This is a genomic window from Sphingobacterium daejeonense (genome assembly GCF_901472535.1).
GTDB classification, from domain to species: Bacteria; Bacteroidota; Bacteroidia; order Sphingobacteriales; family Sphingobacteriaceae; genus Sphingobacterium; species Sphingobacterium daejeonense.
In genome coordinates this window covers 2747522-2774029 of the sequence record NZ_LR590470.1, presented here as the reverse complement: position 1 = coordinate 2774029, position 26508 = coordinate 2747522, and the positions used below count along the sequence as shown (strand labels likewise).

Genomic DNA, 26508 nt, shown 5'->3' with positions numbered 1-26508 from the left:
GCTAAAAATTTGGCTTATATAGATCTAAGAAGGATGCAGAAGATAAGTTTAGAAAGTCTACCAACATGTGGGATAGAATAACCCATCTTAAAGTATCTGTTCGTTTATACGTAATGGACCAAACTAGACCCATAATAAATGTTGAAGCCATTACTTCGTAACCTCTAAATAATTCGGAATTTATCCCAAAAACAGCATGATTTACCGAAAAAAGTATACTGCTATATAATACCGAGATTGTAGGATTCCAAAATTTGGTTTGATCAAGTAATACCCCGCGCCAATAATATTCTTCTAAAAACGGATTTATCATGAATAGGATAAACCATGGGATAAAAACCGTGAGGTCTGCAAGCAAATGATAATGCTTCAAAAATATAGGTAAGGGTATAAGCCCAATGATAATACAAAGTGTGGCCCAAAACGCTTTACTCTTTCCAATGCTGCTTTTTAACCATTTCTTGTGCTCATGATCTTTTTTCTGAAAATGAATAAACAGCAAAAACATCAACCATTCAACTAATATTATTGGAATAAATGCCCACTTGCCAATTATACTCCCAAATAAAATTGCAACCAAAATGTTGACTACAATAATAATAAATGGTGAATAAATTATTAGTCTCTTATTAATAGTACTGTTTCTGTCAACTACAATTTTAAAATTTGGATACATTATTAATTATATGAAATTCTTGTTAATAATAGGTTGTTAAAATTATAGTTATTCCATTAATAATAGCATATAAAATTTAAATGGTAACTTATTCATAACATTAGAAAGCTAAAATTTTTGTATTCAACATTATAAATCTTAATGATTAAATTTAGCTTATAATAATATAAGATGCTTAACCGTTCAAGCGAAAATATAGCTGTTCCTACGCTAGATATCCATGAATTCCGTACAAAACAAATCGCCGGAAAAGAAGAATTGATATTCAATGAAATCATTGGAGAGAACATTATTCATAAACCCCATAAACATGATTTTTTTATCATTATCCTATTTGATAAGGGATCGGGGGTACATAATATTGATTCTGTGGACTATACAATAGGTGATAATGAAGTTCATGTTCTATTTCCTGGGCAAATCCATAAATGGCACATTAATAAGGAAACTAAAGCATATCAATTGATGATTGAAAGCACTTTCTTAGAACAATTTGCACCTGCTTTTCGATTCTCTTTTACAAACTACCAAAACCATCCTGTGATTTCTTTAGATCATAATAATTACACGCAATTATTGTATGAATTTAATGCAATACGGTCTGAGCTGCTAGATGAAAATCCAGTCGATCAGTTAATTTCTGCTAGATCAGGTGTTATTTGCTGCCATCGTGAGTAAAGTTGTTGAAAACCAAAGTGAAGAATTTAAAGTCTATCAAGCTAATCCAAAACTGGTGAAATTCAATTGGCTTATTGATAAATATTACAAGAAAGAAAAGTCAATTGCATTTTATGCAGATCAACTAAATATAACTGCTAATTATCTCAATATATTATCTCAAAGGAATTTGAAAATTTCTGCAAATAAGCTTATCCAACAAAGAATTACCGTTGAAGCCAAGCGGTTATTATATACTTCACAAAATACTATTAAAGAAATTGCTTTTGAACTCGGATTTTATGATCATGCCCATTTCTCTAATTTCTTTAAATCCCAAACTGGTTTCACTCCAACCCAATTCAGAAAAAAGTTATAAAATATACAAGTTTTGGCAGAAAATAACCAAGATTAACACAACTAGTCTGTATAATTTTGTGTTATAGATTAATAATACTGTCGAACTATTAATAAAAGAATTAAATGAATATATCTAGAAAGGATTTTCTCAAGAATTCAGTATTAGGATTTGCGGGGATAGCACTATCACCTCAAGCTTTGATGGCTGATACAAACTTGAAAGAACAAATGGATAATACTGATAAATTAAACTTCAATAAAATGGTAATCAATAATGTAAGATTAGAAACTGGTTTTGACTACAGCAATGATAAAATTATCGGAACAAAGACTGATTTGTTTACTATTGAAATAGAAGAGGGTAAAATAAAAAGCATTGGTCCCAACTCTAATGTTCCCAATGCAATTGATGGCAAAGGATTACTGATGTTGCCTTCTTTTAAAGACATGCACATTCATTTAGATAAAACTTATTATGGCGATAAGTGGCAAGCAGTAAGAAGAAGAACAGGTGGGGTAAAAGGCATGATTAAATTGGAACAGGAAATCATGCCCGAATTGTTGAAAACCTCAACGCATAAAGCTGAAGAACTGATTGAATTACTGCAGTCTAAAGGAACCAACTTTGCTAGAAGTCATGTCAATATTGAACCCACCTCTAAACTAGATTCCTTAAAAAACCTCCAAGTTGCCCTTGAAAATAAGAAATCAGGTTTTGGAGCAGAATTGGTAGCATTTCCTCAACATGGTGTTTTCTACACAGATACAGTACCTTATTTAAAAGAAGCAGCTAAAATGGACATCGACTTTATTGGTGGACTTGATCCATCCAGTATTGATGGTGCAATTGAAAAAACAATAGACTTTACAGTACAGTTGGCTTTGGATAATAATAAGGGAATTGATATTCATTTACATGAATCGGGTGAGTCTGGAATAAAAACGATAGAATATATAATTGACAAAGTAAATGAAAATTCCACATTGAAAGGGAAGACATATATCAGCCATTGTTTTGCATTAGGTAATATTGATAAGAATAAACAAGAAGAATTAGCTGAAAAACTATCAAATTCTAAAGTGGGAATTGTATCAACGGTTCCATTTGGAAATTTGGTAATGCCGATCCCAATCTTAATGAAAAAAGGGGTGGAAGTGTTAGTTGGTAATGATAGTATAATTGATCATTGGAATACCTTTGGTTCTGGGAGTGTGCTTCAAAAAGCCAATTTAGCCGCCCAATTATATGGCTTTTCTTCCGAAAAAGGATTAGCAAGTATGCTTAAATTAGCAACTGCTGGAATAACGCCACTCGACGAAAACGGAAATCAACAATGGCCAAAAGTGGGAGATGAGGCTAATTTAGTTTTAGTGGATGCTTCTTGTTCTGCTGAAGCTGTTTCGAGAATATCCCCAGTTGAATCATTAATTTTTAAAGGAAATCTAGTTTATTAATTATGAAAGAATTAATCTTAGTATTTGCATTATTCGCTAGTACCACAGCATGTCATTCAACCACCGTTGAACAAAATGAAATGGAAAACCCTAATCAAGAAAGTATGATATCATTAGTTGAAAATAAGAAATTAAATGATGTAAAAGCTAAGCTGACATCAGGAGAAAATGTAAATACCACGGATGCAAATGGCAGAAATTTACTTCTTATAGCGACTATTAACAAGGATTTGGAAATGGCCAAGTTGTTGGTTCAGTTCAAAGCAAATGTTAACCAACAAGCTGATAACCTTGATAGCCCATTCCTTTACGCGGGGGCAACTGGTCAGACAGAAATGTTAAAGCTGTTCTTAGAAAACGGTGCTAGATTTGATGTGTTCAATCGTTACAATGGATCAGCATTAATACCGGCTTGTGAGCGTGGCCATGTTGAAACTGTTAGATTATTAGCAAATACCAAAGGTTACCCAATTGATCACGTCAATAGATTAGGTTGGACAGCATTAATGGAAGCCATAGTTCTTGGAGACGGCAGTAAAAAATATCAAGAAATTGTACAGATTTTGAAAGATGCAGGCTCTAAAATGGATATACCCGATAAAGATGGCGTAACACCACTTCAACATGCCAAAAATAGAGGCTTCGATGAAATAGTAAAGATCATTCAAGAATAATGAATCTCTATTTCAATGAATTATCAATGTTTATCTTGTGAAGTAGGTATCAGTCTTATTTTAATAGTTTCATTCTCTACTTGATTATTTTCAGGTAAATCTATGGAAGTACTCGTTTCATAAATTAAATTATGAATTATCCCATCGTTATAATTTATAGATTGAGTTTTACTTTTACTGATATTTAATTTGATCAATTTTAAAGCTTCATCAAATTCTTTTTCATCTGAAAAACTGTTGAAATTTTCTTTAACGAAATCATTCATTATTGTTTTCATGCTTTCTTGTTCCATCTCTGTTTCTTCCTTAAGAATGCATAACCCATTTTCTTCGTCAATATTTAGCAAAGAGATTTTCGTGTTAAACTTCTGTAAATTCTTAGAAAAAGGAGTGGGACCCTCATTTTCATATACTAAAGGTTCAGAAATGGGTAAACTGATATCATATAAAGAATGAAAAGTTGGAATTTCTTTGAATATAAAATACTCCAATGATTCCTTTGATGTAATTGTCGAAAAGAACTTTTCCATACTCTCTAAAATATCATCAGACTGTCCAGATTTTTCCGCTATAAGCTTCGTTAGTTTTATCATGTAATTTTTCATCTGACCTGAAAGAACTTCCCAATTCTCAATACCAATAAAATTTCCCAATATATCAGCCTTATATATTATTTCTAAATCTAATAATTCCTTGATCTCTGCCCTTATTTCAGAAGGAATTTCATTACTTAAATATTGATAATCAATATTCCATTTTAATAAATATTCTTCGTTTAAGGTATCAAGAACAGTTAAATCAACTGTATAAACACTAGAATCAATCTTGGGGGGATTATTTTTAGAGCTTTTACTTTTGACCCTGGTTACCTCATAGACAAAATGATCATCTTTCTCCCAATAAGGGTAGAATATTATTTCTTCATTCTCCTCTGTTGAATTTATTTCCTGCGAAAAAACTTGATTGAAGTATGAATTACCTACTATAAATAGGGTGAGGAAAATGAGAGTCTTAACGATTTTCATGGATAATTTATTAATTGGTTTGTTGCTCTAAGTTAGTATGTTATTGAAGATTTTATCTACATCAAAATAAATAAATTTGCATAGGAAAATTGTAAAATAAAATGGCTGATGAATTCAAAAAACTCAAAAATAATTGAAGTAAAAAATAAATTAGAAACTCAGCGTCTCCTAAAAGTTGCTGCATTTGATCAAAATAAGATAGTCACAAAACCACATAAACATAATGGATATTTGGAGGTTGTATTTTTATCTTCCACAAACGGAAAACATTATGTTGATGGGAGGGAAAGTGTTGTCAAAACTCCATGCTTATTAATAATTAGAAAGGATAATGTACACCATTGGGAATTAGAAAATCCAGTAAAAGGCTATGTTGTTTTACTGAAGAAGTTGTTTGTTGACCAAAGTTTAGACTTTGAACTAGCAAAACTTCTTGATGAATTGATAGAATTCGATACTATTTATTTAAAAGATTCCATTTTCTTTGAAAGCATACTCAGCATTCTTGAATTCGAAAAAAACAAAACATCCCAAGAAGGATTATTGAAGGCTCTCCTCGCAAAAGCATTAGAATCAACAGATCTTTTAAAAAAATCGAAAACCTCACAGAATAATCTTTATGCAAATTTCTGTGAATTATTGAATGAAAACCCGCGGGTGTTGAATCACGTGGCTTATTATGCATCACTATTGAATACAAGCCCCCAGAATTTAAATGCTTCTTGTAGGAAGAATACAAACTTAACCGCTTCGGAAGTTTTGGCTGGATATATCATAAAAGAAGCAAAGAGATTGCTATTTTATACTTCAAATTCAATCTCTGAAATAGCATTCCAACTTGGCTTTTCTGATAAATCGAATTTTTCTAAATATTTTAAAAGATATTCAGGAGTGACACCATCAGAATTTAAAAAAAATCAGCATTAAAATTCTTTCTCACCAAACTCACTCTTAGGTAATTTTAAAATTTGATTCAGTTTATGGAGATTAAAATTCAAATTTATTAAGAAGACGTTCTTCTCATAAATATAGTTCGTTGTAGTGTAGAAATCTTCTGCAGAGGTAGTAATCCTTTGCTCATTCACGCCCCAATTTCCAAGCTCAATAAACTGCCATTGTAGTTGCGCCGTTATGGCACCATTCATAAAACCTTTGCTCAAGTTAAAGTGAGGAGTTAAAAATCTAGAATCATAACCTTGGACCGTAGGTCTTTCCGAAAGATAATTTACTTGTAATCCAGTGCTCCAATTTTTTGATAAGTCTGCTTGAATGCCTGCATTAAGTGAATAAACTAGATCCTGATTATTTCTTGTTTCCAAATAGTCCAACACCTGGCCAGAAATCTTAAAATTATACAAATTAACACCTCCATTTACTTTAAGCCATGATAATGGCTTGCCTTCTCCACCTAATTCAACACCTATTCTAGATGAATAATCTGCATTCGTAAAAACCCGATGTAGTATGGTATCAGCATATACGGAGTTAACCCTTTGAATTGGATTTTTGCTGTGTTGATAATAAGCATTCATGAATACACTGCCTGCTTTTAATTTCTTTACAAAACCCGTTTCCACATTAGTGATAAACTCAGGTAATAATTCAGGATCTCCTTGCTCCAGTGTTTCTGAGTGCTCCCGTTCTGGAATTGGATTAAGTTCAAAATTGTTGTTCCTTTGAACCCTTCTTGAGGCGGCAACCTTCCATGAATAACCAGAACCTAAATCATGCATCAAATTAAAAGTCGGATATAGTTGATGAATGGAATAAGGAAACTCTTGGTTGGTATTCAATAACAAAACATCTCGCTCATAATACTCATACCTCAGTCCTAAGGATAATTGAGTCCTTTCAAATTTTCTGTCATATTGCGTGAATAATGCATGAACACGGTTCGTAGCATTTAGTTTGCCCGTAAATTCAGGAACTAACTCCAATTTCCCATTTCCATTTTCCGTCGAATAATACTCAAAATTACCCTTCTGTCTGTCATTTCTCAATTGATAGCCAGTAAGAATATCCGCGTTAGCTAATTTCCATTGATGTTGAATCGATAATCTTAATCCATGTAAGGGATTCGTATAAGTATTATGAGTAAATTGAATAGTATCATTTTGATTCTCAATATTGGCATTTCTTGTTGATCCATAAATATTAGCAAATTCATAGATAGCACCTAATTGAAGAGAGTGGGATTTATTTATTTTATATAAATAAGAAAAGTCCAATAAATAGAATTCTCCTTGCTTGTTTTGAAGATTAGGGTTAAAATAATTCGTTCTAGATATTTCTTCTCCAGTTGATCGTTTAATAGTTCTGTTGTTGTAATAAATATCAGCTATCCGATCCTGAAATTTCCTTGAAGCCAATAACCCTAAATTTACAGAATGCTTATCTGTGAATTCATAACCTGCATTCAGACGTGCGCCAAAATTATATTTATCAAAACTCCGTTCGCCCTTAGATGGGAAAAATGTTTGTCTATCACCAATTATTGTATTAACATCACCATCTCGAAAACCGGCATTGTCGTTTCTAAGATAATTTGCAGAGCCGTTAAGTTCTAGCTTATCCTTTTTATATTGGAAAGCTATATCACCACCAAACCTTTTTTGACTTTCCAAATTATCGTAATCATCAATACTTGGTAGACCACCTTGTAAATTTAAGGTCCAGGCAAAACCATTGGTCGATGACTTCCTGGTCTTCAAATTAATTATTCCACCTTTGCCATCAGGATCAAATTGTGCTGTAGGACTTGTAATATATTCAACCTCCGTAACATCATTGGCAGCAATCTGACTTAAAATAGTCGAAGGATCCAAAAAAGATGGTTTCCCATTAATCAAAACAATAATCCCCGTATTCCCTCGCATACTGATATTACCGCTTGCATCAACCGATGCTGAAGGAAGATTCTTGACAACGTCTAACGCAGTACCCCCAACAGCATTTTTATATTGACTCGCCTGATATGTTTGCCTATCACTGCTATGTTGCTGAGAAGCAATATTACCTGTCACTGTTACTTGCTCAAGCACATTTTTGGATGGACTTATCAAAATTGTACCTAAGTCCAAAGATTTCTGATTTTGGATCTCTATAGGCACCAACTTCTGGTTGTAACCTATAAATTTGATGCTCAAAAAGTATTTACCTGATCCCAGATTATGAAATGAAAATTTTCCAGAATCATCCGTAATCATGCCGTCAACAACATTATTCGAATTATCCAGAATTCCTATACTGGCATAAGAAATCAAGGAATTTGTAAGAGAATCCTTAACAGTACCTGTTAAATTAGCCTTCTGAGCAATAACTGATTGAATCGTTAATAATAAACAGAGTAATAAATAATACTTTTTCAATGGTCTAAGTTTTCTCCAAAAATATAAAAGATTAATTCTTTCCTTGATTTTGTTGATAATTATACCATTCTTTTTTCAAATGTACTTTTTAATCGATGAATATTGTCAAATAAAAAATCCCCTAGATAATTTATCTAAGGGATATTTTATCATTGATTTCCAATTCTCCTACTTCAAATACAAATCAAAGTATTTCGCTATTTTCTCATACATATGAATACGGTCTTTTCCGATGACATTATGCTCATGAGTAGGATACAAGAAATAGTCAACTTGTTTCCCAGCTTCGATAGCCTTTTGGACAAAGTCCATGCTATGTTGTTGAACAACAACAGGGTCTTGTGCACCATGAATAATTAGGAGATTACCTTTTAATTTATCAGCCTTATCCAGCATTGAAGTTTTTTCATATCCTTCAGGATTTTCTTCAGGGGTATCCATATAGCGTTCGCCATACATTACCTCATAATATTTCCAATCCATTACAGGACCACCGGCAACTGCAGCTTTAAAAATATCATTATGTTTCGTCATTAAGGAACTGGTCATAAAACCACCAAAGCTCCATCCGAATATCCCCATGTTTTCGACATCTACATAAGGCAGTGATTTCAAATAATCAATCCCTACCATTTGGTCTGCCATTTCGGCTTCACCGAGGTTTCTATGGGTAACCCGTGTGAAATCACGTCCTCTGGCATCGGAGCCTCTATTGTCCATTGTAAATACGATGTAACCATTCTGAGCCATGTACATATCAAAATAGCCGACACCACCTAACCATCTATCAGTAACAAGTTGCGCATGCGAGCCCCCATAGAGATAAACCATAACTGGGTATTTCTTGTTAGGATCAAAGTTAGTAGGGTAGGTTATTCTTGCATTTAGAGGAGTTTTGCCATCAGCAGATGTGAATTCTTTAAACTCGATTTTAGGAAGATCAACTTTACCTGTAAATGGGTTTGCTGCAGTTATTAGGTTTTCTGTTTTATTGTTTTTCTTGTTAATCACCTGAACGATATTTGCAGTATTCAAGTTACTATAGATATCAAGAATATATTCACCAGATCCGTTTACTGAAGCATTATGGGTGCCGTTGGCTTTTGTTAATTGAATAGTTTTTCCAGACTTCAGATCAACTTCAAACAAATGTCTCTCCATCCCATTATTTGTAGCTCCAATGTAGTATGCTTTAGAACCTTTGTCATCAAATCCTTGAAAATTTGTGACGATGACACCATTGAAACCTAAGTTTTTAATCAATTTACCTTGAGTATCATACAAATAAAGTTGGTTAAAGCCATCTTTATCAGTTTGATAGATAAATTGATTAGGATTATTGGGAAGAAAGACTAAAGCTTCTTGAGGTTCTACCCATGAATCTGAAGTTTCTTCAAAAAGTGTACTTACAAATTCACCAGTCTGAGCATCATATTTATTTAATTTCAAGTGGTTTTGACCACGATTTAAAACTCCAACATACACAAATTTTCCGGTTGGATCCCAGGTCACTATTGTTAAATATTGTTCTTTAGGTTCACCACTTTGAATTTGAATAGATTTTTGTGTTTCGGTGTCAAAAATATGAAGGGTTACTTCTTCACTTTTCATTCCTGCCATAGGGTAGCGGATGTCTTTGATAGTAGCAACTCGCGTATCCCATTGCGGAAGGGGGTATTTACTCACCATACTCTCATCTTTGCGATAGTAAAGAAGTTTTTTGTCATCAGGCGACCACCACATCCCTTTATTGATGCCAAATTCGTTTCGGTGTACAGCGGGACCACCATTAACAATGCCATCAACAGTATCTTTTGTTACTACGATCTTGGTACCATCAGACTTAATAATTTCAATATTATTGCCTTTTAAGATTGCAGTATGGTTGTTATTTGCAGTATATTCTTGTCCATCCCGATCTTTCGGAAGTGTAGAAGTTACCTTTGCCTTTTTAGTAGAAAGGTCATACACAATTCCATAAGAATTTCTTTCCCCATCCAAATTAAACTGTATAGAGTTATTATTAAGCCAGGTATATCCTGTGGGAAAGGATTTTAATGAAAACTTTTCTTCCGGAAGGATTGAATTTAGAGCACCCTTGAGCTCAGTTACATTCGAAATCTCTTTTGCTTTCCAGCTATCTTTAACATCACGGACTATAAGGTTTTGAAATGTACTATCAAGACTGGAAAAAGCATTGGAATTTTTTACCCATTTGGGAGCTGTTAAAGTTTTAGGCGCAAATTTTCCGGGCCCATAAACTGTCTCTTCAATTGTAAAGCCCCTTTGGCCATAAGCATAGGTAGAGCCTAATAATAATAGTAACAGTAATTTTTTCATTAATTTGAAATTTGATAACGACGAAATTAATGATTTTTAAAAGGAAAATGACTTATTGAAAATATAACTACTGTAAGATGCTTTGCAGCAGATTTTTAGAGATTCATAACATGATAAAAATATTTTGAAGAATTCCTGGATTTATAAAAAGGTTATATAAATCTGCGTCTCTTTTTGAACAACATTACAGCAAGGATAAAATTAGCAATCGTTAGAATTAATAGCATTCCCGGCATAATAAAAACAAATAAAATAACATTAATTTCTTCGTAAGTGGTATTTGTGATTGCTGCTAAATCAACTAATAATTGAACGCATACATCGAAAAGTTTATCCATTTTGATGAAGGGGTTTATAGAAATTTATAATGATTAATTCTGATCTCTCTTTGACAAGTTGGATAATAGACAAATTGCCCGAAGTAATAATATAATAAAACATTTTAACGATAATATATTTCTTTCTAAGATAAAAATAAACAAATATTTTTCTCCGTTTTACTATATTATTATTCGATAGTATTTATGTTAATTAAATAAAAATTTATTGCAAATGATTTTATTATTCAGATATTTTTAATAATTGAAAATTTTATATATTTGAATGATTTTAAGTCATTGTGAAAAATCACTTTGCATGTTAGACTTCAGAATTTATTAGAAGCACACTAATTATTTTTCCTCTCTCACTCATTTATATTGGTTACTTACGCATTTTAAGAATTGATATCCCTAAAATATTTTAGTTTTAATTAGTTACGTCATCAATAGGGTCTATCAATATTTGTTTGTCCTTTCACTAACTATAAATAGCAGTACCATGAACCTTTATCATGATATAGAAACTGAAAACTACTGTAACTATCAAAACAGCCTGATTAATATGGTTAGTCAGATTTTGCAGCAAAAATTCCTAAAAACTGAAATTGGAGAATTTGATGTAGGAAATCTTTTCGTCGAAAATCAACCTACTAACGCCTTTTATTATCAATGTAGAAGCGATAGCATTAACCAAGTAAACCAAGATGCAGAGAATATTTGGTTAGCATATTTTGACTTCTTTTTTCCACCTGAAGATAATTTCCAAATTGAAAAGAAATTATATAATGCATTGATAAATTTTGATCTGAATAAAGTTTATTTTTTCTTCCAAAAATCTAGAAACCCTAATTCAAATAATTATAGGTGGTATTTCGCCACCTCCAAACTCTTACTTAAAGATCAACCCGCGTCCGTACCAATTTTGTTCAGGTACGCATTCGAACTCAATAAACAACAAGCTAAAAGCAAAAATTTGGATGAAGAAAATTACTTCCAATTATATTGCAATAGGTTTATGTTGTTGAGTAAAAGAGAAAAAGAAATCATCAAATTAATTGTAGAAGGAAAATCAAGCATAGAAATTTCCAATATCCTGTTTATTTCAATCCACACTGTAAATAATCACCGGAAAAACATTACCAATAAACTGGAAATCAATAATCTATGTCAACTGACAAAATTTGCTATATTTTTTGATATAGTATAAAATTACACTTTCCCCAAGTCCCCATCTACCTATACTATTATAAATGACTATTGATAGCTATTGTGGTTAATACTAAACATATAGAAATTTATATATCAAAAATACACTTATTAATTTATAGGTATTACACCCTAAATTTTGAGATCATGATTGATCAAGCCCTGCTACTGTTAAAAACAGAATTGGTTGCCTATTTAGCATCAAAAGGAGACAATGCAGCAAATGTTATTGTCGATAATATTGGCTTATCAGAAACCGTATCGGGAAGCTCCTTGCCCGACAATATTATCATAACATTGGTCAATATTGAAGAAGAAAGTACCCTGAAAAATCAAGCCGCTGTTAAACGTTCTCCAAGTGGCCTAGCTCAATATGAAAATCAACCTATTTATCTAAACCTATATATCTTAATAACATGTAACTATTTCTCTGATAATTATATGCTTGCTTTGAAAAGATTGTCAATGGTGATTCGATTCTTGCAAAGTAAAAGTAATTTTTCTTCAGATAATACAATTAATGGTGACCCTACAGAAACCGAAATGAGTGAAGAGCTGAATTTTAATTTAGAACTCTTCACTCTTTCATTTGAACAAATAAACTACCTATGGGGGCTCGCTCGGAGGAAGACAAGCCCCATTTGTAATGTATAAACTCAGATTGGTGACTTTAACTGAACATGTTATCGTAAGGGAAGCACCATTAATAGAAGAAATAGAAACAAATCTTTCAACAATATTTAAATAGCCATGAAATTGATCTATAAAACATTGTTTGAGGTGAAAATCCTGCATGAATTCTACCAAACTGAAAAAGCTGGTAATACCATCTTTGATTTAGACTTGCAGGAAAATAGAATGTCTTTTCTGAAGCAAAGGTTCTATTCGATGTCCAAGAATATTAACTCTGATCTACAATTTATTGTACCTGAATCAGCAAAAAGTCTTTTCAAAGATTATCTTCTAAAACTTATCCCTTCTTACTCTGGTTTTAAAGTTTTATGTTCTGTAAAAGCTAAATTAAATCCTTCTGGAATTACGTCCTATGAGCCCATTCAAAAATTGCCTGATGATTTATTGCTGCCTGTATTATTATTGAAAAAAAACTCCAATTTTAATTCGATTACCTCCGAAAAATTGGAGAATTCCTTGGATTCTTATTACCTTTTTTCAAATGATAACCTATATGCTGGTGATAGAACCGCTCCTTATCTGACCTCTGAAATTCCTAATTATATAGCTTCTCAAACTTATGAACAAGGTGAGCTAGCAAGGTTTGCATCAAATGAACTAAAATATTTCTATTGGGACAGCTCCAATACAGCGCAATGGAAAATTATTAATGGTAAAACTTTTGCAAATCCCCAAGATAAAGTCCTCATTCCTTTAAATACTTTTTATTCTTTTCCCGAAGAATAAAAATATAACAAAAGCAGATTTTCTACTGAAGGATACAAATGGAAACATAATTCAAGAATTTCATTTTAAGAAATCTAATACCTTAAAAAAAGTTCATTTAGCTTTTGATCCTAAGCTTATTCATACAATACCTACAAGAAAAGTAGATAACAAAGCAGTATATACTTTAGAGGTAACTGGAAATGCAGGATTTAATAGAACTCATAAAGTGCTGTTTTTTGATCAGCAAAATGAACTCAGAGAGAGTATTGGGATGGTCATTATAAAATTGAAAAGTTCATTGAATGGATACAAAATATTGGATGCAACTGGTAAACTAATAACTAAAAAGAATGAAAATAATATTATGGATCCACCAGCCCCAATCTTTGAAATTAATTTTAGGAGTAAAGCATCTTTTTGGCGATATATTAACAGTAAGAACAATGCTTTGAAAGATGGTATACATGCTGAATTTTTGATATCAAATGAAGGTGTTCTAATTACAAAAATACCAAGGTCCCTAACTTCCAACACGATCTTATTTAAAAAAGCTGACGATACGCTATTATACCTTCCAAATCCCAATTCTTCACAAGCTCCCATCTATCAGAACAACAAAATATATAATGATATAAGGGTTCAGGAATCATCACTTTTCCCAATAGAACCTTAATTAAACAATAATATTTATCAAAAATCATAAGTTATGCAAGAATATAAAACCCCCGGAGTCTATATAGAAGAAATACCTCATCTTCCACCTTCGATTGCCTCGGTAGAAACTGCTATTTCCCAGCATTTATTGGATATACTGAAATAGCAAAATGGAAAGAAGACAACGATCTCAAAAAATAAACCCTGGCGTATTGAATCAATGCTCCAATATGAACAATATTTTGGTTTTCCTGACCCAGAAAAAGAAAGTCTCTCCGTAATATTTGCTGGAAATACCATCAATGGCAAAGTCGATGAAACTAAAAGATCTAAATTTTTTGATGCATTATACTTTACAATTGTTTTTCGCAAATGGCGGTGGACCTTGTTGGATTACATCTGTAGGTAATTACACTGATACTGCTGGTGTAATCGTGGCAACAGATCTCAAAGCTGGATTAGATGAAATCGCGAAAATTAATGAGGTCACGCTTTTAGTATTCCCAGATTCCGTCAATTTAACCACAGCTTCAGATTATTACGATGTCCATACCGAAGCAATAAAACAATGTGTCGATTTGCAGGACCGTTTTACAATTTTGGATGTATATCATGATCCAGCAAATTTAAATCAGTGGAACCTCGATGTTTGATCTATTGAGAAGTACCTTGTCTGGAACAACTGATGACCTTAAATATGCAGCAGTATATTTTCCCAAGATATATACAGGAATAGACTTTAACTATAAGGGTGGCAGGTAATCCAGCTAAAGATAATGACGATTTGGTCAAAGTTTCAGGTATAGCTGGAGCAACGAACCTAACGGAATTATTGGCCCTAAATAATGCTCAATATTTCCAAGCAAAATCAGCAATTGCAAATATTCAAATGTTGATGCCAGTATCCGGAACAATGGCTGGTATATATGCGCAAGTTGATAATGCTAGGGGGGTATGGAAAGCTCCAGCAAATGTCAATATAAGTAATGCCATTCGCCCAGAAATACTGATTAGCCATAATCAGCAAATGAACTTGAATGTTGATTCAACAGCAGGGAAATCAATAAATGTTATCCGATCATTCCCTGGACGTGGACCAGCAATAGTATGGGGTGCACGTACTTTGGCAGGTAATGATAATGAATGGAGGTATATTCCTGTAAGAAGATTTTTCAGTATGGTAGAAGAATCCGTGAAAAATGCAACCGAACAGTTTGTATTTGAACCTAATGACCGAAATACATGGGTTAGGGTCAAATCAATGATTGAAAACTACCTCACACAACAATGGAAAGCAGGCGCATTGATGGGAGCTTCAACTAAAGAAGCGTTCTTCGTGCATATTGGATTGGGTGAAACTATGACCGAACTAGATATATGGGAAGGCAGGATGATAGTCGAAATTGGAATGGCTGTAGTGAGACCGGCTGAATTTATCATCCTTCGTTTTATGCATAAAATGCTGGCTGAATCATAATAATCGATTCATCAATTAAAAACCTTTGTTATGACCATAGAAAGCTCAAATATACGAAACCCAAGGAACGGGAATTGTAAGGATAGTGATCCCAAAACTGTAACTCAAAAAAATCTTAATCTCATTAAAGAGGATTATTGCAATCGCTTAAAATCCAAATTGGGAGAATTGAGTGAAAGTGAAGTTACAAATAATGGAACTTTGATGTTGTATGAGAAGAAAAAATGTGTGTTTGTAAAAACAGAAAAAAACTTCCATATGTTGAGGAACCTCGAACTTAAAATCGGTGTTGAACTCATCCAGGCATCTGAAGAAATCAAAAAAAATGTAACCTCAAATATAGCACAAAATGAAGCTCTGGTAAATGCACTTAAAGCAGTTTTAAAGTCTGCAAAAGACGCAAAAATTGCCTTTGCAAACCTAAGAGAATCCTCAGCTAAACTAGATGCTGGAATGAATGATAGCTGTAATGCTGGTCAATTGAAAATTCTTGGTTGCTCTAATGACAACTGCAATGATGCTGAAAACAATACAGATAAAACCCAAGTTCCTCCAGAATGCCAAGATGCATGCAGGATTTTAAATAAACTCGTAGAAAAACCAGTACAGTTTACCCAAGAGATTGATATAATATGTAATTCAACTTCTGAAACTATAGGAATTCAATCCTTCTCAAATATCAAAGCTCTTGATAAATTCCAACAGGATTTCTCCTTGAATGCTAAAAATTTCGACGACCAAATAATAGCACAAATCACCAATTCTGCCAGTAACCTTAAAAAGGCTCAAGAAGACTTCGTAGTAGCAATTAAAAGCCAAACGCAGTCAAGCTATGCACTGTATAACAAACGCAATGAACTTGAAACTTTGTTGGAAGTAAAAGATTATTTGTGCTGTCATAAATGCAGCTGTATTGGTGATTGTGGGTGTAATGAAGGTAGTACGGATGAAAATAACAGATATAAAAAATGTAAATGCGATATCTGTGATATCTGTAAAGAAGTAACAGAAATCTATTGTATCGGAGATAATGAAGGCGGGATAAACTGTGATTAGATCCTATTGATAGAATATTTAATTATTAAATCGAAAATTATGTTAAGCTATAATGAAATAAGCAATTGCGACCGAGATATTTTCGACTGTTGTGACCAAAAACCAACCAATGATCAAGCTGGCGACTGCTGTTATGATGCTTGGGTAGGGGATTTGGTTCAAGTCACTGCGGATTGGAAAGCAGCAAATGCATTTGCTATAAATAAAGAAATTGAATACCTCTTGACGGTAGAAGAAAGGGATAGACTGAAATCCTGGTATACAGAATGGGAAATGACGGATGAAAATGCGGATGCGCTTTGTCGGCAACTTGAACTATTTGTTTTACTCTTACAAAAAGTTTGTGTTGTCACCGATAAAACAAATAAAGCCATTGAAATACTCTTTTGTATGATAGAGGATTTATATATAAGGGTTGATAAGTTAAAATCCCAGTACGATAAATTAATTGCCTGTATTAATTGTTTGAAAAGACCAGAATTAGCATCTGGAATAGGTATCATGAAGTTGCTTGAAGATTACGGTGCAAAGTTGGATGCTGTCATTCTCTCCAGAGACATATTGATCCCTCAAATCGTATCTGTAGTAGAATATGCCTATGGATTACATATCAATATTTGCGAAGAATATGGTTTGAAAGAAACTATCCTTTATTGGAAAAGAAAATTCAACTGTAATAATTGTGCATCAACTGAGGAAGTAACCAGCCTATCTGAATCTAAAATTATGAAAAGCACAAGTTCATCTGAAAGCTGCTGCTTAGAACCTAGTATAAGCTTGCCAATTGATTCAAACGAATATTATAGACAATTGGAAACAGATTATATGAATCGCAAGCAAGAAGTTGATTTGCTGAAAAAAGAACTGGATGCTGCTAAGGAAAAAAGAGATGCCTTATTTGCCTGTAAGCAAAGCCTTGAAAATGCTATCAATGAAGTGAACCCAGCAAATAAATGTAAATAAACCACACAATTAAATCTTTTGTTATGTCAAACGATCCTAAAAAAAACTACCCACTACCTAAGTTCCATTTTCAATTGGATTGGGGGGGAACTCGAATAGGTTTTACAGAAGTTAGTGGACTTGATTTTGAAACTGAAGTCATAGAATATAGGGAAGGAAGTAGCCCTACTTATAATAAAACCAAACAGCCAGGATTAACGAAATATCCAAATGTGGTGCTGAAACGCGGAACCTTCTTTGGTGATTTTGAATATTTCGAGCAATGGAAAAAAACAATGATGTTCCAAGAAGGTAAAGAGAAATTTAGAAGAGATGTAACCATTCGGTTATTAGATGAAGAGCATCAACCAATTATTTCTTGGACTTTATCAAGAGCATGGCCTTCAAAGGTACAATCAACAAATTTAAAAGCGGATGCTAATGAAGTCGCTATTGAAACGATGGAACTGGTGCATGAAGGTTTATCAATCGTCGAAGCTAAAAAATAGAAAACACCATGGCAGACAATTTTATATCAGACGGTCAATTTTCATTTTTCAGTGAACTTTACACTGAAAGGGAATAAAACTGTTGATGTTAAATTTCAGTCTGTAACCGGTTTAGATTCAACAATAGATGTTGAGTCCATTAAGGAAGGTGGTGAAAATAGATTTGAACATGTCGTTCCAATAAGGCATAAATATGGACCTCTAGTCTTGAAAAGAGGATTGATTGCTCCTGGTGCTTCAGCAGTGACGGATTGGTTAAAAAAAGCATTCGATGATCAAGTGTATGAAACCTTAGAGACTGTGGTAATCAATTTATTGGATGAACAGCACCAATCAATTATGCATTGGAAAATTAATAATGTATGGCCACGTAGTTGGAAACTTTCTGAATTAAATGCCGGTAGGGCGGAAGTCCTGATTGAAACCCTGGAATTGAATTTTAATAGATTAATCTTTCAAAAATCTTAATCATGCCAGTTGAAGTAAGAGAAATGCTGATAAAAGCTACCATTGTTCAAGACCTTAACCAAGGCAATGCCAATAATGGTAATAACGGTAATGATGTGTCTCCTTCAGAAGAAATAATCAAAGTCTGTGTAGAAAGAGTGTTGGAAATATTAAAAGAGAAAAATGAGCGCTAATTATAGTTCTGGAAAATTGGAGAAATTGCTGATTTACTCATTTACGGATAGGCAATTTCAGGTTAGTGATGCTGAAAATAAAAATAAACCAGCATTCATTGCCCCGATTAATCCTGAATCATTTGCTAAAAACTATAAAATAGAACATGATGTACAAAGACCTCACGGAACAGGATCTGCTGAAGTCAAATTTAAATCTACAGCTCCAGAAGAACTTAAACTCGATTTTGTTCTCGACGGAACCGGGACAATGGAAGGGTATTGGGAGGAATATAAAAACAAACCCGTTAATGAACAATTGCAGATTTTTATGGACTGTGCTTATAATTACCAAGGTGAAATACACAGACCTAATTTCTTATTGATTATATGGGGTTCTGAAATTAGATTCAGATGTGTACTTACAAACTTAGACGTTAATTTCACACTTTTCAAACCCGATGGAACTCCCCTGAGAGCAAGACTCTCAGCTACATTTTTAGATTACCAATCACGCGAGCAGAGGATGGCCGAAGATAATCCAGCATCTCCTGATCTTACTCATCATAGAGTCGTAAAACAAGGAGATAGACTAGATTTAATGACTTACTCAATATATAATGATACTAAATATTTCCTTCAAGTAGGAAAAGCTAATGGTTTAACCTCTATAAGAAAAGGTAATCCCAGGACATGAAATCTATTTTCCACCATTTGATAAAAATTAGAACTCATGGAAGAACTTATTATTCCGAATCCATCGCAGCATGATGTCATCACTTTCGAAATTAAATTAGAAGGAAATGACATGGATGCATCTTATGAATTATTAAGCTTATCAATTGAAAAAAGAGGTTAATAGAATTCCATTTGCCAAATTAATACTTAAGGATGGTGATGCTTCTTTAGAGAAATTTGAAATCAGTGATAAGGATGATTTTCTTCCGGGAAATAAAATCAATATTAAAATAGGATTTGACGGAGATAACAAGCAAGCATTCAGCGGAATTATTACAAAACAACAAGTTAAGGTTAAAGAAAATGGAAACTCACAATTAATAGTGGAATGCCGTGACTTAGCAATGAAGATGACTTTAGGAAGGCATAGCAGGTATTTTTTAGATGTTAAGGATAATGAAGCTATAGAAACATTGGTCGGAGAATATGCTGATCTAACTGCTGAAATCGAAAATACTGATTTAAAACATAAGGAGTTAATTCAACATCATATGAGTGACTGGGATTTCATGCTGTTGCGAGCCGAAGCAAACGGAATGTTAGTGAATGGTGAATGATGCCTCAATAAAAAATTTCACCACCGGATACACAACGGATCCGGTCTTGCAGATTACTTACGGTTCTTCAATTATTGAGTTTGAAGCAGAAATGGACGCTCGCAATCAATGGTCTAAGGTCGAGGCTACATCTTGGGATTATAAAAATCAAGATCTTTTTAAGGCCGAGACTGATGAAGCAGCATCTTTTAACGAAAATGGAAATGTCAATGGATCCGACCTAGCAAGTTCAAATAGCTTGGATAAAATGGAACTGAATCATAGCGGAAGTTTAACGGAACAAGAACTCCAATCGTGGGTTGATGCTACTATGATGAGAAGTAGATTGTCGAAAATTCGGGGTAGAGCAAGATTTACTGGATTCACAGACATCAAAAGTGGGGATATGGTAAAGATTTCCGGAATTGGTGATCGATATAATGGAAATGCTTATGTCACTGCAGTAAGACAAGATATCGGCGATGGAACCTGGTATACCAACATACAATTCGGACTAAGTTCAGAAAAATATGCTGACTTACATCCAAACATCTTCGATGCGCCAGCTGCAGGCTTAATAGGATCAATAAAAGGTCTGCAAATTGGCAAAGTATTACAATTAGAAGGTGACCCTGACGGGGAAGATAGAATCCTTGTCAAAATTCCAATTATTGACAACAGTTCAAACGGAACATGGGTAAGAATCGCCTGCTTGGATGCCGGTAAAGATAGAGGTATCATTTTTCAGACCCGGAAATTGATGATGAAATTATTGTAGGATTTATAAATAACGATCCTCGACCATGCTATTATGTTGGGGATGCTCAACAGCAGTGCAAAACCTGCTCCATTAAAGGGAGCGGATGCAAACGACGAAAAAGGTTTTTTTACCAAGAAGTAATATGAGAGTCCATTTTAATGATAACTCTAAAACTATAACCATTGATACTCCTGCCGGAAATAGTGTCGTACTGGATGAGCAAGGAACAAAAATTGAAATCCAAGATCAAAATTCAAATAAAATATCAATGGATAGCAATGGAATTATGGTTTATAGCCCCAAAGACTTAGAAATTAAAGCTGATGGAGATATAAAGATTTCCGCAGGGCTGAAACTGGAAATTGCAGCTAAGAAACTTACGATGTCCTCAGATACAAACATGAAACTGTCAGCAGCTCTGACAAAAGTTGAATCTTCAGGTGTAACTGAGATTAGCGGTTCTATGGTAAAAATAAATTAATATATAAAATTATGCCTCCAGCAGCCAGAATAAACGATTTGCATATCTGTCCAATGAGTAATCCCGGACCTGTCCCACATGTTGGTGGGACCAGTCTTGGGACCTGGAGTGCCAACTGTACTTATAGGTGGTAACCCCGCTGCAGTGGTTGGAGATTTACTCATGTGCACAGGACCTCCAGACTCTATAGCTCAAGGGTCAATGACAGTGATGATAGGTGGAAAACCAGCAGCTAGACAAGGCGATATTACTGCTCACGGGGGAACAATAGTAAATGGGAATGCCAACTGTATTGATAGGCGGTTAATTAAAGAAATTATGGAAAAATCAAATATAAACTTTCTAGGAACCGGATGGGCATTTCCTCCCGAGTTCAATAAAACATCAAATACCGTGGAAATGGTTTCTGCTGTGGAGGATATAGATCAAAGCCTTAATATCCTTCTTGTCAACTTCTTTAGGAGAAAGAGTCATGCAACCACAATACGGTTGTGATCTAACAAACTATGTGTTCGAAACTTTAAATAGTTCTGTTATAGGATACTTAAAAGATAGAGTTATCAATGCAATCCTTATTCTATGAACCAAGGATTAAAGTAGAACAGATAGATGTAACTCCAGCAGAATCCTTTGATTTAATTGAAGGGAGATTTACCATAAATATTGAATACTCAGTTCCAGGAACGAATTCAAGATTCAATATTATGTATATGACTATTATTTAAACGAAGCTTTAAAACCTATCTAAATATTGTCTTAATTATCATTTTATCATGAACTGCAAAGAACTTATACATCCTCTTCAAAATGACCCTGGTGTTAGCCAACGCCAAAGGGTAATGGATGACTTATTATCAAGTTCAGCAAAAATTGATGCTAGAAACCTTGCCGATATGTTGGATTATTTCCAAAAATTAGCACAGCACATCAAATTCTATGACTCCAAATTAAACATTTCCGACTGGCAACAATTCTTTCAGAATAACCATCCTTTCTTAGTTACAGCGATTTTAAAATATAATAAGTCGACTGTTAATGACAAACTCAATTTTTATTCAAAATTATTTGATAAAAATCCTTCTGAGGAAAGTCTTCAATTAATGATCAGTTATATTTTCCTCACTATTTTAAAACCTATTTATCAATGGAACTTAAAACTTAAAGGATCAGAATTACCTATATTATTTGCTATCGAAAAGTTGATAAAAGATAAACTTTCAGATCTCATAAAAGAATTTATTGTCCTACAGAATACCGCAACGAAATGGTTTAATTCAATGCCTTATAACCTAAAAGTATATTTGGACGAACCGTTATGGAACCTAGATATTACTGATCTATATGCAATTAAAACCAATAGTTCATATTTATCTTCCGGATCAAATAAAAGAAATAGAATAATAGCTTTAAAAGGCGAGCTCATTTTATTGGCTGAAACTTTTTTAGATGCTATTGTATCTCTTGCTCCAAGTGCCGAAAGCAGTTTGGAACCAAGTTTTGATGCTATAAATGAAGAGTTTAAAGAAAAGTTAAGCCCTCATATCGCACTCCTTTTTTCGTTCTTAAAATTATTTAAACATCTACAGGATGATTTAAACACATTTACCAAAAAACATCTGGATTTTTTCTATAAAGAAGTTTTGAACCTGAAAGCCAAAGAAGCTGAACCCGATAAAATTCATCTAGTATTTCAGCTGCAAAATCAAGTTGACAAGTATTTGCTGGAAAAAGGCTTATTGGTCAAAGGACCTAAAGATCTGAATAAAACTGAAATCCAATTTTCTCTCGATAATCAGATCGTAGTGAATAAAGCCCAAGTGGTAAGAAAAAAGAACCTTCTACTTAAACAATAAAATTTTTAATGACAGCATCTATTTAAAGGGCTATATATAGCTCCAAACGCAATAATGGCGGATGGTAGAGATAAACCTTTCTCAGATGATTTCTTGCCAAGTTGGCCAACGTTAGGGCTTATAACAGTAAATACATCGATCCCGAAAATCAATTTGTTAAACCTTATCCGCATGCTCGTCTTGGGTTCGTATTGGCATCTCCTGTATTACTGTTGAATGAAGGCATTAGGAAAATATCAATAGCAATTAAATGCACTTTCAACAATGAAATCTGCGATAACGTTGATAATAGTGTAGAGTTCACCGAAAATGTAGTGAATGTTCTAAACCAAGTTTTTTACCCGATCAATAGAGATTTAATTCAATTAGCAATCAAAAATGGAATTAGCAAACACTTAGAACAAAAACTGAAATCAATTCTGATCCAGGAAAATGCTGATACCAAAAACTCGTTATGTTATAGCTCTAATGAAGAATTTATTTATGAAAAAATACTTTCTGATCACGAGTACAAAGAATTAATTCAATCCAAAAATGATATCGAAATTCTTTCAGACATCATCAAACCTATTAAAGCATTCAATATAGCTTTTAGTGGCGAAAAAGAATGGATTAAACCTAATATGAGTCCCTGAAATTTCAATGATCAGTAAAACAGCGTCAACAGGACAGAAGTATTATATTCTAAAGATTTCGGCGTTAATCTCCGCAGAACAAGAAAGCATTACTTTCTATAAGGAAGAGGTATTGAAGGGAGGATTTATAACAAATTTACCTCTCGTCAAAATTGAGATAGATGATAGAATAAAACTTGAAAAGGATTTTACATGGGCAAATTTAAGCGAATGCGAAAAAACCATTGAAAGATAGGATCCAACAAATTTCTTTATATCATTTCTTTAGATCTCTTAAATTATCAAATCCCATTGAGAATGCAGCTGATGTCGATGATACTCAGATTAAGGTCGAAGTATCTGGCTTAAAAAATATTATTGTACAAAATAGCGAAAGCCTTCAGAATGTTAATGCTCCAATTTATCCTTTTGGGACAAGACCTGAAATCATAGATTTTGACATTAAGAATCTTCCTGTATTAGGATCAAATAACCAAATGAACCTCATAGGACCAGACTTCTATATTGGAAGTCAGGAGGTGTTTGGTAAAAAATGGAATAAGATATTTATCAAACTTAATTGGAAGGATAAACCAACGGATTTTGAAGCTTACTATAAGGCATATCTAAAAAGCAATGGGAAATTTGGTTTAGATGCAGATAGATTCTTTATAAATCTTGCTGTATTAGAGGATGGAAAATGGGTGCCAGAGGAATATATTGATAGTACATTAAGTACAAAAGTTAAAATCCAAGGGAAGGAATATTCGGACAGAAAATTATTCCAGTCTAACGGAAATTCCGTTTTGGACCCAGATGGTGATTTTGTTCAAGTCATTCATATATCAAACAATAATTTTGACCTGAATCAAAAATTTGAATTATCCGATGAGAGCTTAGAGCAGTATGAAGTGGATTCTAAAAATGGTTTTTTGAAACTCAACCTTCAATTCCAAGATTTTTGCCATAAAGTGTATTCTTATGTCCTCGCTAGGCAAATGATGGCATTGGGAAAATTGCCTGATAGTACCCTTGAAGGTGCAATTTATTATAATGGAGCGAATGAATTAATCGTATTTGATACGAGTGAATTTAAAACAGATATAGAAAAAGCTAAGGAAACCTCAGAAATTGTGGAGGTTGCAGTCAACGGAAATCCCGATGGAATAAAACATAAAATCGGATATTTTGGCGATGGACCCATAAATGACCCTGAAGCTGACCATATCAGAGCAACTGTTCTACCTCCTGATTTTCTACACATAAATAATAAGAACTTATCCGGAAGGGTAGTAGAATTAAGAACTAAAATTGGCGATATACTTAGCTCAATCAGTAATTCGGAACTGTTCCAAGCTGTTATTCCTAATGAACCATGGACTCCTACAATCAAAAATATTGAATTGGACTATGAAGCAACTGCGACCGTAAATGATATTGAAATTATTCATTTATATCCTTTCCAAGAAACCTTATAAAAAAAGAACAGATCTTACAAGAACCAACCCTTTTACCTACATTTTGTGAGGAAGGGTCTTTATTCTTAGGATTGAAAGATTTGATTCCTGGAACGAATTTGAACATTCTTTTTCAACTCGCTGAAGCCACAGCAGATTCAGAATCCAAAAGACAGCAAATACAATGGAAATACTTAGACAATAATAATTGGAAATCTCTCAGAAATGGTTTTGAAATCCTGCTAGACGATACAGATGGTCTAACAACTTCAGGAATAATTAATTTCTCTATTCCCCAAAATATTACAAAGGAAAATACAATTATGCCTAAAGGTCTGTATTGGATCAAAGCTAGCATTAGCATCAATAGTAAAATCTGTAAGCGAGACCATTGGAATACATACTCAAGCAGTTAAAGCAACCTTTTCAAATACTTCCATAAATGATAAAAATAGACTTGATAAATCGTTAACTGCTGGTTCAGTCTCTAAATTATTGGTCGCTGACTCTTCAATTAAATTAGTAAATCAACCCTATGATTCTTTTGAAGGTAGAATACCAGAAGCCGAAGGTCATTTTTATGTGAGAGTGAGTGAAACTTTAAAACACAAAGGAAGAGCAATTCAAAAATTTGACTATGAAAGAATAGTATTAGAGGAATTCCCCAATTGTTTAAAGCCAAATGTATCAATCACAGCTTTGCTTTAGATGCTCGCCAATATATCAATGATATTCCAATTGCTCCAGGATATGTCGTAATGGCTGTTATACCAGATTTAAACAAACTTAAAGCAACGCAAGCATTTCAACCTCGAGTTCCTGTGAGTTTATTAAGTAATATCCAAGATTTTATTAAAGAAAGATGCTCCCCATTTGTCAGGTTCAGGGTAATGAACCCACGATATGAAGGAGTGAACTTTTGTATAAAAGTAAAACTCCAAAAGGGTAGGGATGTCGTCTTTTTTAAAGAAAAGCTTAAACAGGATTTAAGAGAATTTCTAGCCCTTGGGCAGTCGGAAAATATGATAAATTGACATTTGGACAATGTATCTATCAATCTGATATCATCGGATTTTTAGAGAGTATGGAGTATATCGATTATATCCTTGAACTATTTATGCTGCATGAAGATGATCATAAACAAATTCTATATAACACTGACAAAGTGATATGTCCAATTAGTCCAAGGTCCATTTTAATCGCAGCTAGTATTGATGTATTAATTGAGCAAGAAGATTGCGAACAATGGGAATCCCCAAAAAGATATGAACCATGCTCAAATCCAAGCATACCAATTGAAAATTATTGCAAGAAATATGAATCATAGCT

Annotated in this window: 36 protein-coding genes; 32 read left to right on the top strand and 4 right to left on the bottom strand. The window is 33.5% G+C overall.

Annotated features, from left to right (window positions below; translation table 11 throughout):
* Position 1: 1 nt before the first annotated feature.
* On the bottom strand, positions 2–508 hold the full coding sequence (locus FGL31_RS29940; RefSeq protein WP_394366191.1) for a CPBP family intramembrane glutamic endopeptidase: 507 nt from the start codon (positions 506–508) through the stop codon (positions 2–4).
* Positions 509–847: 339 nt separating this feature from the next.
* Between FGL31_RS29940 and FGL31_RS25820 the strand changes: the two genes are divergently transcribed.
* The 4 genes from FGL31_RS25820 to FGL31_RS13455 all read left to right on the top strand — a co-directional run bounded on the left by FGL31_RS25820 (position 848) and on the right by FGL31_RS13455 (position 3822).
* Positions 848–1354: an AraC family ligand binding domain-containing protein gene (locus FGL31_RS25820; RefSeq protein WP_232046751.1), complete on the top strand. Its 507-nt coding sequence runs from the start codon at positions 848–850 to the stop codon at positions 1352–1354.
* Positions 1347–1712, top strand: a complete 366-nt coding sequence (locus FGL31_RS25815) for a helix-turn-helix domain-containing protein (protein WP_232046750.1) — start codon at positions 1347–1349, stop codon at positions 1710–1712. Before FGL31_RS25820 ends, FGL31_RS25815 begins: the two co-directional genes overlap by 8 nt.
* 104 nt (positions 1713–1816) lie before the next feature.
* Positions 1817–3148 (top strand): amidohydrolase, encoded by a 1332-nt coding sequence (locus FGL31_RS13460; RefSeq protein ID WP_138092159.1) that lies wholly within the window; start codon positions 1817–1819, stop codon positions 3146–3148.
* A gap of 2 nt (positions 3149–3150) precedes the next feature.
* On the top strand, positions 3151–3822 hold the full coding sequence (locus tag FGL31_RS13455) for an ankyrin repeat domain-containing protein (protein ID WP_138092157.1): 672 nt from the start codon (positions 3151–3153) through the stop codon (positions 3820–3822).
* Positions 3823–3845: 23 nt separating this feature from the next.
* Here FGL31_RS13455 and FGL31_RS13450 read toward each other — a convergent pair whose 3' ends face one another.
* On the bottom strand, positions 3846–4847 hold the full coding sequence (locus FGL31_RS13450; protein ID WP_138092155.1) for a hypothetical protein: 1002 nt from the start codon (positions 4845–4847) through the stop codon (positions 3846–3848).
* Positions 4848–4955: 108 nt separating this feature from the next.
* Between FGL31_RS13450 and FGL31_RS13445 the strand changes: the two genes are divergently transcribed.
* Positions 4956–5774, top strand: coding sequence for an AraC family transcriptional regulator (locus tag FGL31_RS13445; protein WP_138092153.1), 819 nt, complete (start codon positions 4956–4958; stop codon positions 5772–5774).
* On the opposite strand, the gene FGL31_RS13440 is transcribed toward FGL31_RS13445, so the two are convergent.
* Both FGL31_RS13440 and FGL31_RS13435 read right to left on the bottom strand, forming a co-directional pair.
* A complete protein-coding gene (locus FGL31_RS13440) occupies positions 5771–8215 on the bottom strand; it encodes a TonB-dependent receptor (RefSeq protein ID WP_138092151.1) in 2445 nt (814 codons plus the stop codon). The two genes, FGL31_RS13445 and FGL31_RS13440, sit on opposite strands and share 4 nt — an antisense overlap.
* Before the next feature lie 168 nt (positions 8216–8383).
* A complete protein-coding gene (locus tag FGL31_RS13435) occupies positions 8384–10555 on the bottom strand; it encodes a S9 family peptidase (protein ID WP_138092149.1) in 2172 nt (723 codons plus the stop codon).
* Between the two features lie 819 nt (positions 10556–11374).
* On the opposite strand from FGL31_RS13435, the gene FGL31_RS13430 reads away from it, so the two are divergent.
* The 27 genes from FGL31_RS13430 (at position 11375) to FGL31_RS13330 (ending at position 26506) form a co-directional block, all read left to right on the top strand.
* Positions 11375–12082 carry a response regulator transcription factor gene (locus FGL31_RS13430; protein WP_138092146.1) on the top strand — a complete coding sequence of 236 codons (708 nt, stop codon included), beginning with the start codon at positions 11375–11377 and terminating at the stop codon, positions 12080–12082.
* A gap of 146 nt (positions 12083–12228) precedes the next feature.
* Positions 12229–12735, top strand: coding sequence for a contractile injection system cap protein (locus FGL31_RS13425; protein WP_138092143.1), 507 nt, complete (start codon positions 12229–12231; stop codon positions 12733–12735).
* A 96-nt stretch (positions 12736–12831) separates the two neighbouring features.
* Positions 12832–13500, top strand: coding sequence for a hypothetical protein (locus FGL31_RS13420; protein ID WP_138092140.1), 669 nt, complete (start codon positions 12832–12834; stop codon positions 13498–13500).
* 280 nt (positions 13501–13780) lie between these two features.
* A complete protein-coding gene (locus tag FGL31_RS13415; protein WP_138092137.1) occupies positions 13781–14155 on the top strand; it encodes a hypothetical protein in 375 nt (124 codons plus the stop codon).
* A gap of 283 nt (positions 14156–14438) precedes the next feature.
* Positions 14439–14789: a hypothetical protein gene (locus FGL31_RS23650; protein ID WP_232046749.1), complete on the top strand. Its 351-nt coding sequence runs from the start codon at positions 14439–14441 to the stop codon at positions 14787–14789.
* Between the two features lie 98 nt (positions 14790–14887).
* A complete protein-coding gene (locus FGL31_RS23645; protein ID WP_232046748.1) occupies positions 14888–15613 on the top strand; it encodes a phage tail sheath family protein in 726 nt (241 codons plus the stop codon).
* A 30-nt stretch (positions 15614–15643) separates the two neighbouring features.
* On the top strand, positions 15644–16669 hold the full coding sequence (locus tag FGL31_RS13405) for a hypothetical protein (RefSeq protein ID WP_138092134.1): 1026 nt from the start codon (positions 15644–15646) through the stop codon (positions 16667–16669).
* 39 nt (positions 16670–16708) lie between these two features.
* Positions 16709–17632 carry a hypothetical protein gene (locus FGL31_RS13400; protein ID WP_099370085.1) on the top strand — a complete coding sequence of 308 codons (924 nt, stop codon included), beginning with the start codon at positions 16709–16711 and terminating at the stop codon, positions 17630–17632.
* Positions 17633–17655: 23 nt separating this feature from the next.
* Entirely contained in the window at positions 17656–18120 is a 465-nt protein-coding gene (locus FGL31_RS13395) for a phage tail protein (protein WP_099370084.1), read from the top strand.
* Positions 18121–18138: 18 nt separating this feature from the next.
* On the top strand, positions 18139–18588 hold the full coding sequence (locus FGL31_RS13390; protein ID WP_138092131.1) for a phage tail protein: 450 nt from the start codon (positions 18139–18141) through the stop codon (positions 18586–18588).
* A gap of 2 nt (positions 18589–18590) precedes the next feature.
* Complete coding sequence (locus tag FGL31_RS13385) at positions 18591–18761, top strand: DUF5908 family protein (protein ID WP_197734247.1); 171 nt, start codon at positions 18591–18593, stop codon at positions 18759–18761.
* The gene (locus FGL31_RS13380; protein WP_138092125.1) at positions 18751–19437 is read left to right on the top strand and encodes a CIS tube protein; all 687 of its coding nucleotides are present in this window, start codon (positions 18751–18753) and stop codon (positions 19435–19437) included. Before FGL31_RS13385 ends, FGL31_RS13380 begins: the two co-directional genes overlap by 11 nt.
* Before the next feature lie 36 nt (positions 19438–19473).
* Positions 19474–19599 carry a hypothetical protein gene (locus tag FGL31_RS28065; RefSeq protein ID WP_262709127.1) on the top strand — a complete coding sequence of 42 codons (126 nt, stop codon included), beginning with the start codon at positions 19474–19476 and terminating at the stop codon, positions 19597–19599.
* A complete protein-coding gene (locus FGL31_RS23640) occupies positions 19583–20035 on the top strand; it encodes a phage late control D family protein (RefSeq protein WP_197734246.1) in 453 nt (150 codons plus the stop codon). The genes FGL31_RS28065 and FGL31_RS23640 overlap by 17 nt, the downstream gene beginning before the upstream one ends.
* A gap of 46 nt (positions 20036–20081) precedes the next feature.
* Entirely contained in the window at positions 20082–20792 is a 711-nt protein-coding gene (locus tag FGL31_RS23635; RefSeq protein ID WP_232046747.1) for a phage baseplate assembly protein V, read from the top strand.
* Between the two features lie 124 nt (positions 20793–20916).
* Positions 20917–21255 carry a hypothetical protein gene (locus FGL31_RS23630; protein ID WP_232046746.1) on the top strand — a complete coding sequence of 113 codons (339 nt, stop codon included), beginning with the start codon at positions 20917–20919 and terminating at the stop codon, positions 21253–21255.
* Positions 21256–21333: 78 nt separating this feature from the next.
* A complete protein-coding gene (locus tag FGL31_RS25810; RefSeq protein WP_232046745.1) occupies positions 21334–21750 on the top strand; it encodes a PAAR domain-containing contractile injection system baseplate protein in 417 nt (138 codons plus the stop codon).
* Complete coding sequence (locus FGL31_RS25805) at positions 21728–21838, top strand: GPW/gp25 family protein (protein ID WP_232046744.1); 111 nt, start codon at positions 21728–21730, stop codon at positions 21836–21838. Before FGL31_RS25810 ends, FGL31_RS25805 begins: the two co-directional genes overlap by 23 nt.
* On the top strand, positions 21819–21980 hold the full coding sequence (locus tag FGL31_RS25800; RefSeq protein WP_232046743.1) for a GPW/gp25 family protein: 162 nt from the start codon (positions 21819–21821) through the stop codon (positions 21978–21980). Before FGL31_RS25805 ends, FGL31_RS25800 begins: the two co-directional genes overlap by 20 nt.
* A gap of 48 nt (positions 21981–22028) precedes the next feature.
* The gene (locus FGL31_RS13360) at positions 22029–23108 is read left to right on the top strand and encodes a baseplate J/gp47 family protein (RefSeq protein ID WP_138092122.1); all 1080 of its coding nucleotides are present in this window, start codon (positions 22029–22031) and stop codon (positions 23106–23108) included.
* Between the two features lie 101 nt (positions 23109–23209).
* Complete coding sequence (locus tag FGL31_RS13355; protein ID WP_138092120.1) at positions 23210–23743, top strand: hypothetical protein; 534 nt, start codon at positions 23210–23212, stop codon at positions 23741–23743.
* 7 nt (positions 23744–23750) lie between these two features.
* The gene (locus FGL31_RS13350; protein ID WP_138092117.1) at positions 23751–23978 is read left to right on the top strand and encodes a hypothetical protein; all 228 of its coding nucleotides are present in this window, start codon (positions 23751–23753) and stop codon (positions 23976–23978) included.
* Positions 23968–25200: a hypothetical protein gene (locus FGL31_RS13345; protein ID WP_138092114.1), complete on the top strand. Its 1233-nt coding sequence runs from the start codon at positions 23968–23970 to the stop codon at positions 25198–25200. Before FGL31_RS13350 ends, FGL31_RS13345 begins: the two co-directional genes overlap by 11 nt.
* Positions 25176–25595 carry a baseplate J/gp47 family protein gene (locus FGL31_RS13340; RefSeq protein WP_512745629.1) on the top strand — a complete coding sequence of 140 codons (420 nt, stop codon included), beginning with the start codon at positions 25176–25178 and terminating at the stop codon, positions 25593–25595. Before FGL31_RS13345 ends, FGL31_RS13340 begins: the two co-directional genes overlap by 25 nt.
* Positions 25480–25887: a baseplate J/gp47 family protein gene (locus tag FGL31_RS30535; protein ID WP_512745628.1), complete on the top strand. Its 408-nt coding sequence runs from the start codon at positions 25480–25482 to the stop codon at positions 25885–25887. The genes FGL31_RS13340 and FGL31_RS30535 overlap by 116 nt, the downstream gene beginning before the upstream one ends.
* Positions 25848–26213, top strand: coding sequence for a hypothetical protein (locus tag FGL31_RS13335; protein WP_138092108.1), 366 nt, complete (start codon positions 25848–25850; stop codon positions 26211–26213). The genes FGL31_RS30535 and FGL31_RS13335 overlap by 40 nt, the downstream gene beginning before the upstream one ends.
* Positions 26210–26506 (top strand): hypothetical protein, encoded by a 297-nt coding sequence (locus FGL31_RS13330; protein WP_138092105.1) that lies wholly within the window; start codon positions 26210–26212, stop codon positions 26504–26506. Before FGL31_RS13335 ends, FGL31_RS13330 begins: the two co-directional genes overlap by 4 nt.
* The last annotated feature ends 2 nt before the right edge of the window (positions 26507–26508 follow it).

Excerpts from the sequence above, each read along its gene's own strand:
- FGL31_RS13400 (WP_099370085.1), top strand. The coding sequence starts at position 16,709 with ATGTTAAGCTATAATGAAATAAGCAATTGCGACCGAGATATTTTCGAC.
- FGL31_RS13380 (WP_138092125.1), top strand. The coding sequence starts at position 18,751 with ATGAGCGCTAATTATAGTTCTGGAAAATTGGAGAAATTGCTGATTTAC.
- FGL31_RS13430 (WP_138092146.1), top strand. The coding sequence starts at position 11,375 with ATGAACCTTTATCATGATATAGAAACTGAAAACTACTGTAACTATCAA.
- FGL31_RS25805 (WP_232046744.1), top strand. The coding sequence starts at position 21,728 with ATGCAACCACAATACGGTTGTGATCTAACAAACTATGTGTTCGAAACT.
- FGL31_RS13360 (WP_138092122.1), top strand. The coding sequence starts at position 22,029 with ATGAACTGCAAAGAACTTATACATCCTCTTCAAAATGACCCTGGTGTT.
- FGL31_RS25820 (WP_232046751.1), top strand. The coding sequence starts at position 848 with ATGCTTAACCGTTCAAGCGAAAATATAGCTGTTCCTACGCTAGATATC.
- FGL31_RS23630 (WP_232046746.1), top strand. The coding sequence starts at position 20,917 with ATGAGAGTCCATTTTAATGATAACTCTAAAACTATAACCATTGATACT.
- FGL31_RS23650 (WP_232046749.1), top strand. The coding sequence starts at position 14,439 with ATGGCAAAGTCGATGAAACTAAAAGATCTAAATTTTTTGATGCATTAT.
- FGL31_RS13435 (WP_138092149.1), bottom strand. The coding sequence starts at position 10,555 with ATGAAAAAATTACTGTTACTATTATTATTAGGCTCTACCTATGCTTAT.
- FGL31_RS29940 (WP_394366191.1), bottom strand. The coding sequence starts at position 508 with ATGTTTTTGCTGTTTATTCATTTTCAGAAAAAAGATCATGAGCACAAG.
- FGL31_RS13395 (WP_099370084.1), top strand. The coding sequence starts at position 17,656 with ATGTCAAACGATCCTAAAAAAAACTACCCACTACCTAAGTTCCATTTT.
- FGL31_RS13350 (WP_138092117.1), top strand. The coding sequence starts at position 23,751 with ATGATCAGTAAAACAGCGTCAACAGGACAGAAGTATTATATTCTAAAG.
- FGL31_RS25810 (WP_232046745.1), top strand. The coding sequence starts at position 21,334 with ATGTTGGTGGGACCAGTCTTGGGACCTGGAGTGCCAACTGTACTTATA.
- FGL31_RS13460 (WP_138092159.1), top strand. The coding sequence starts at position 1,817 with ATGAATATATCTAGAAAGGATTTTCTCAAGAATTCAGTATTAGGATTT.
- FGL31_RS13445 (WP_138092153.1), top strand. The coding sequence starts at position 4,956 with ATGAATTCAAAAAACTCAAAAATAATTGAAGTAAAAAATAAATTAGAA.
- FGL31_RS13420 (WP_138092140.1), top strand. The coding sequence starts at position 12,832 with ATGAAATTGATCTATAAAACATTGTTTGAGGTGAAAATCCTGCATGAA.
- FGL31_RS13405 (WP_138092134.1), top strand. The coding sequence starts at position 15,644 with ATGACCATAGAAAGCTCAAATATACGAAACCCAAGGAACGGGAATTGT.
- FGL31_RS13455 (WP_138092157.1), top strand. The coding sequence starts at position 3,151 with ATGAAAGAATTAATCTTAGTATTTGCATTATTCGCTAGTACCACAGCA.
- FGL31_RS13450 (WP_138092155.1), bottom strand. The coding sequence starts at position 4,847 with ATGAAAATCGTTAAGACTCTCATTTTCCTCACCCTATTTATAGTAGGT.
- FGL31_RS28065 (WP_262709127.1), top strand. The coding sequence starts at position 19,474 with ATGGAAGAACTTATTATTCCGAATCCATCGCAGCATGATGTCATCACT.
- FGL31_RS13425 (WP_138092143.1), top strand. The coding sequence starts at position 12,229 with ATGATTGATCAAGCCCTGCTACTGTTAAAAACAGAATTGGTTGCCTAT.
- FGL31_RS25800 (WP_232046743.1), top strand. The coding sequence starts at position 21,819 with ATGCAATCCTTATTCTATGAACCAAGGATTAAAGTAGAACAGATAGAT.
- FGL31_RS13385 (WP_197734247.1), top strand. The coding sequence starts at position 18,591 with ATGCCAGTTGAAGTAAGAGAAATGCTGATAAAAGCTACCATTGTTCAA.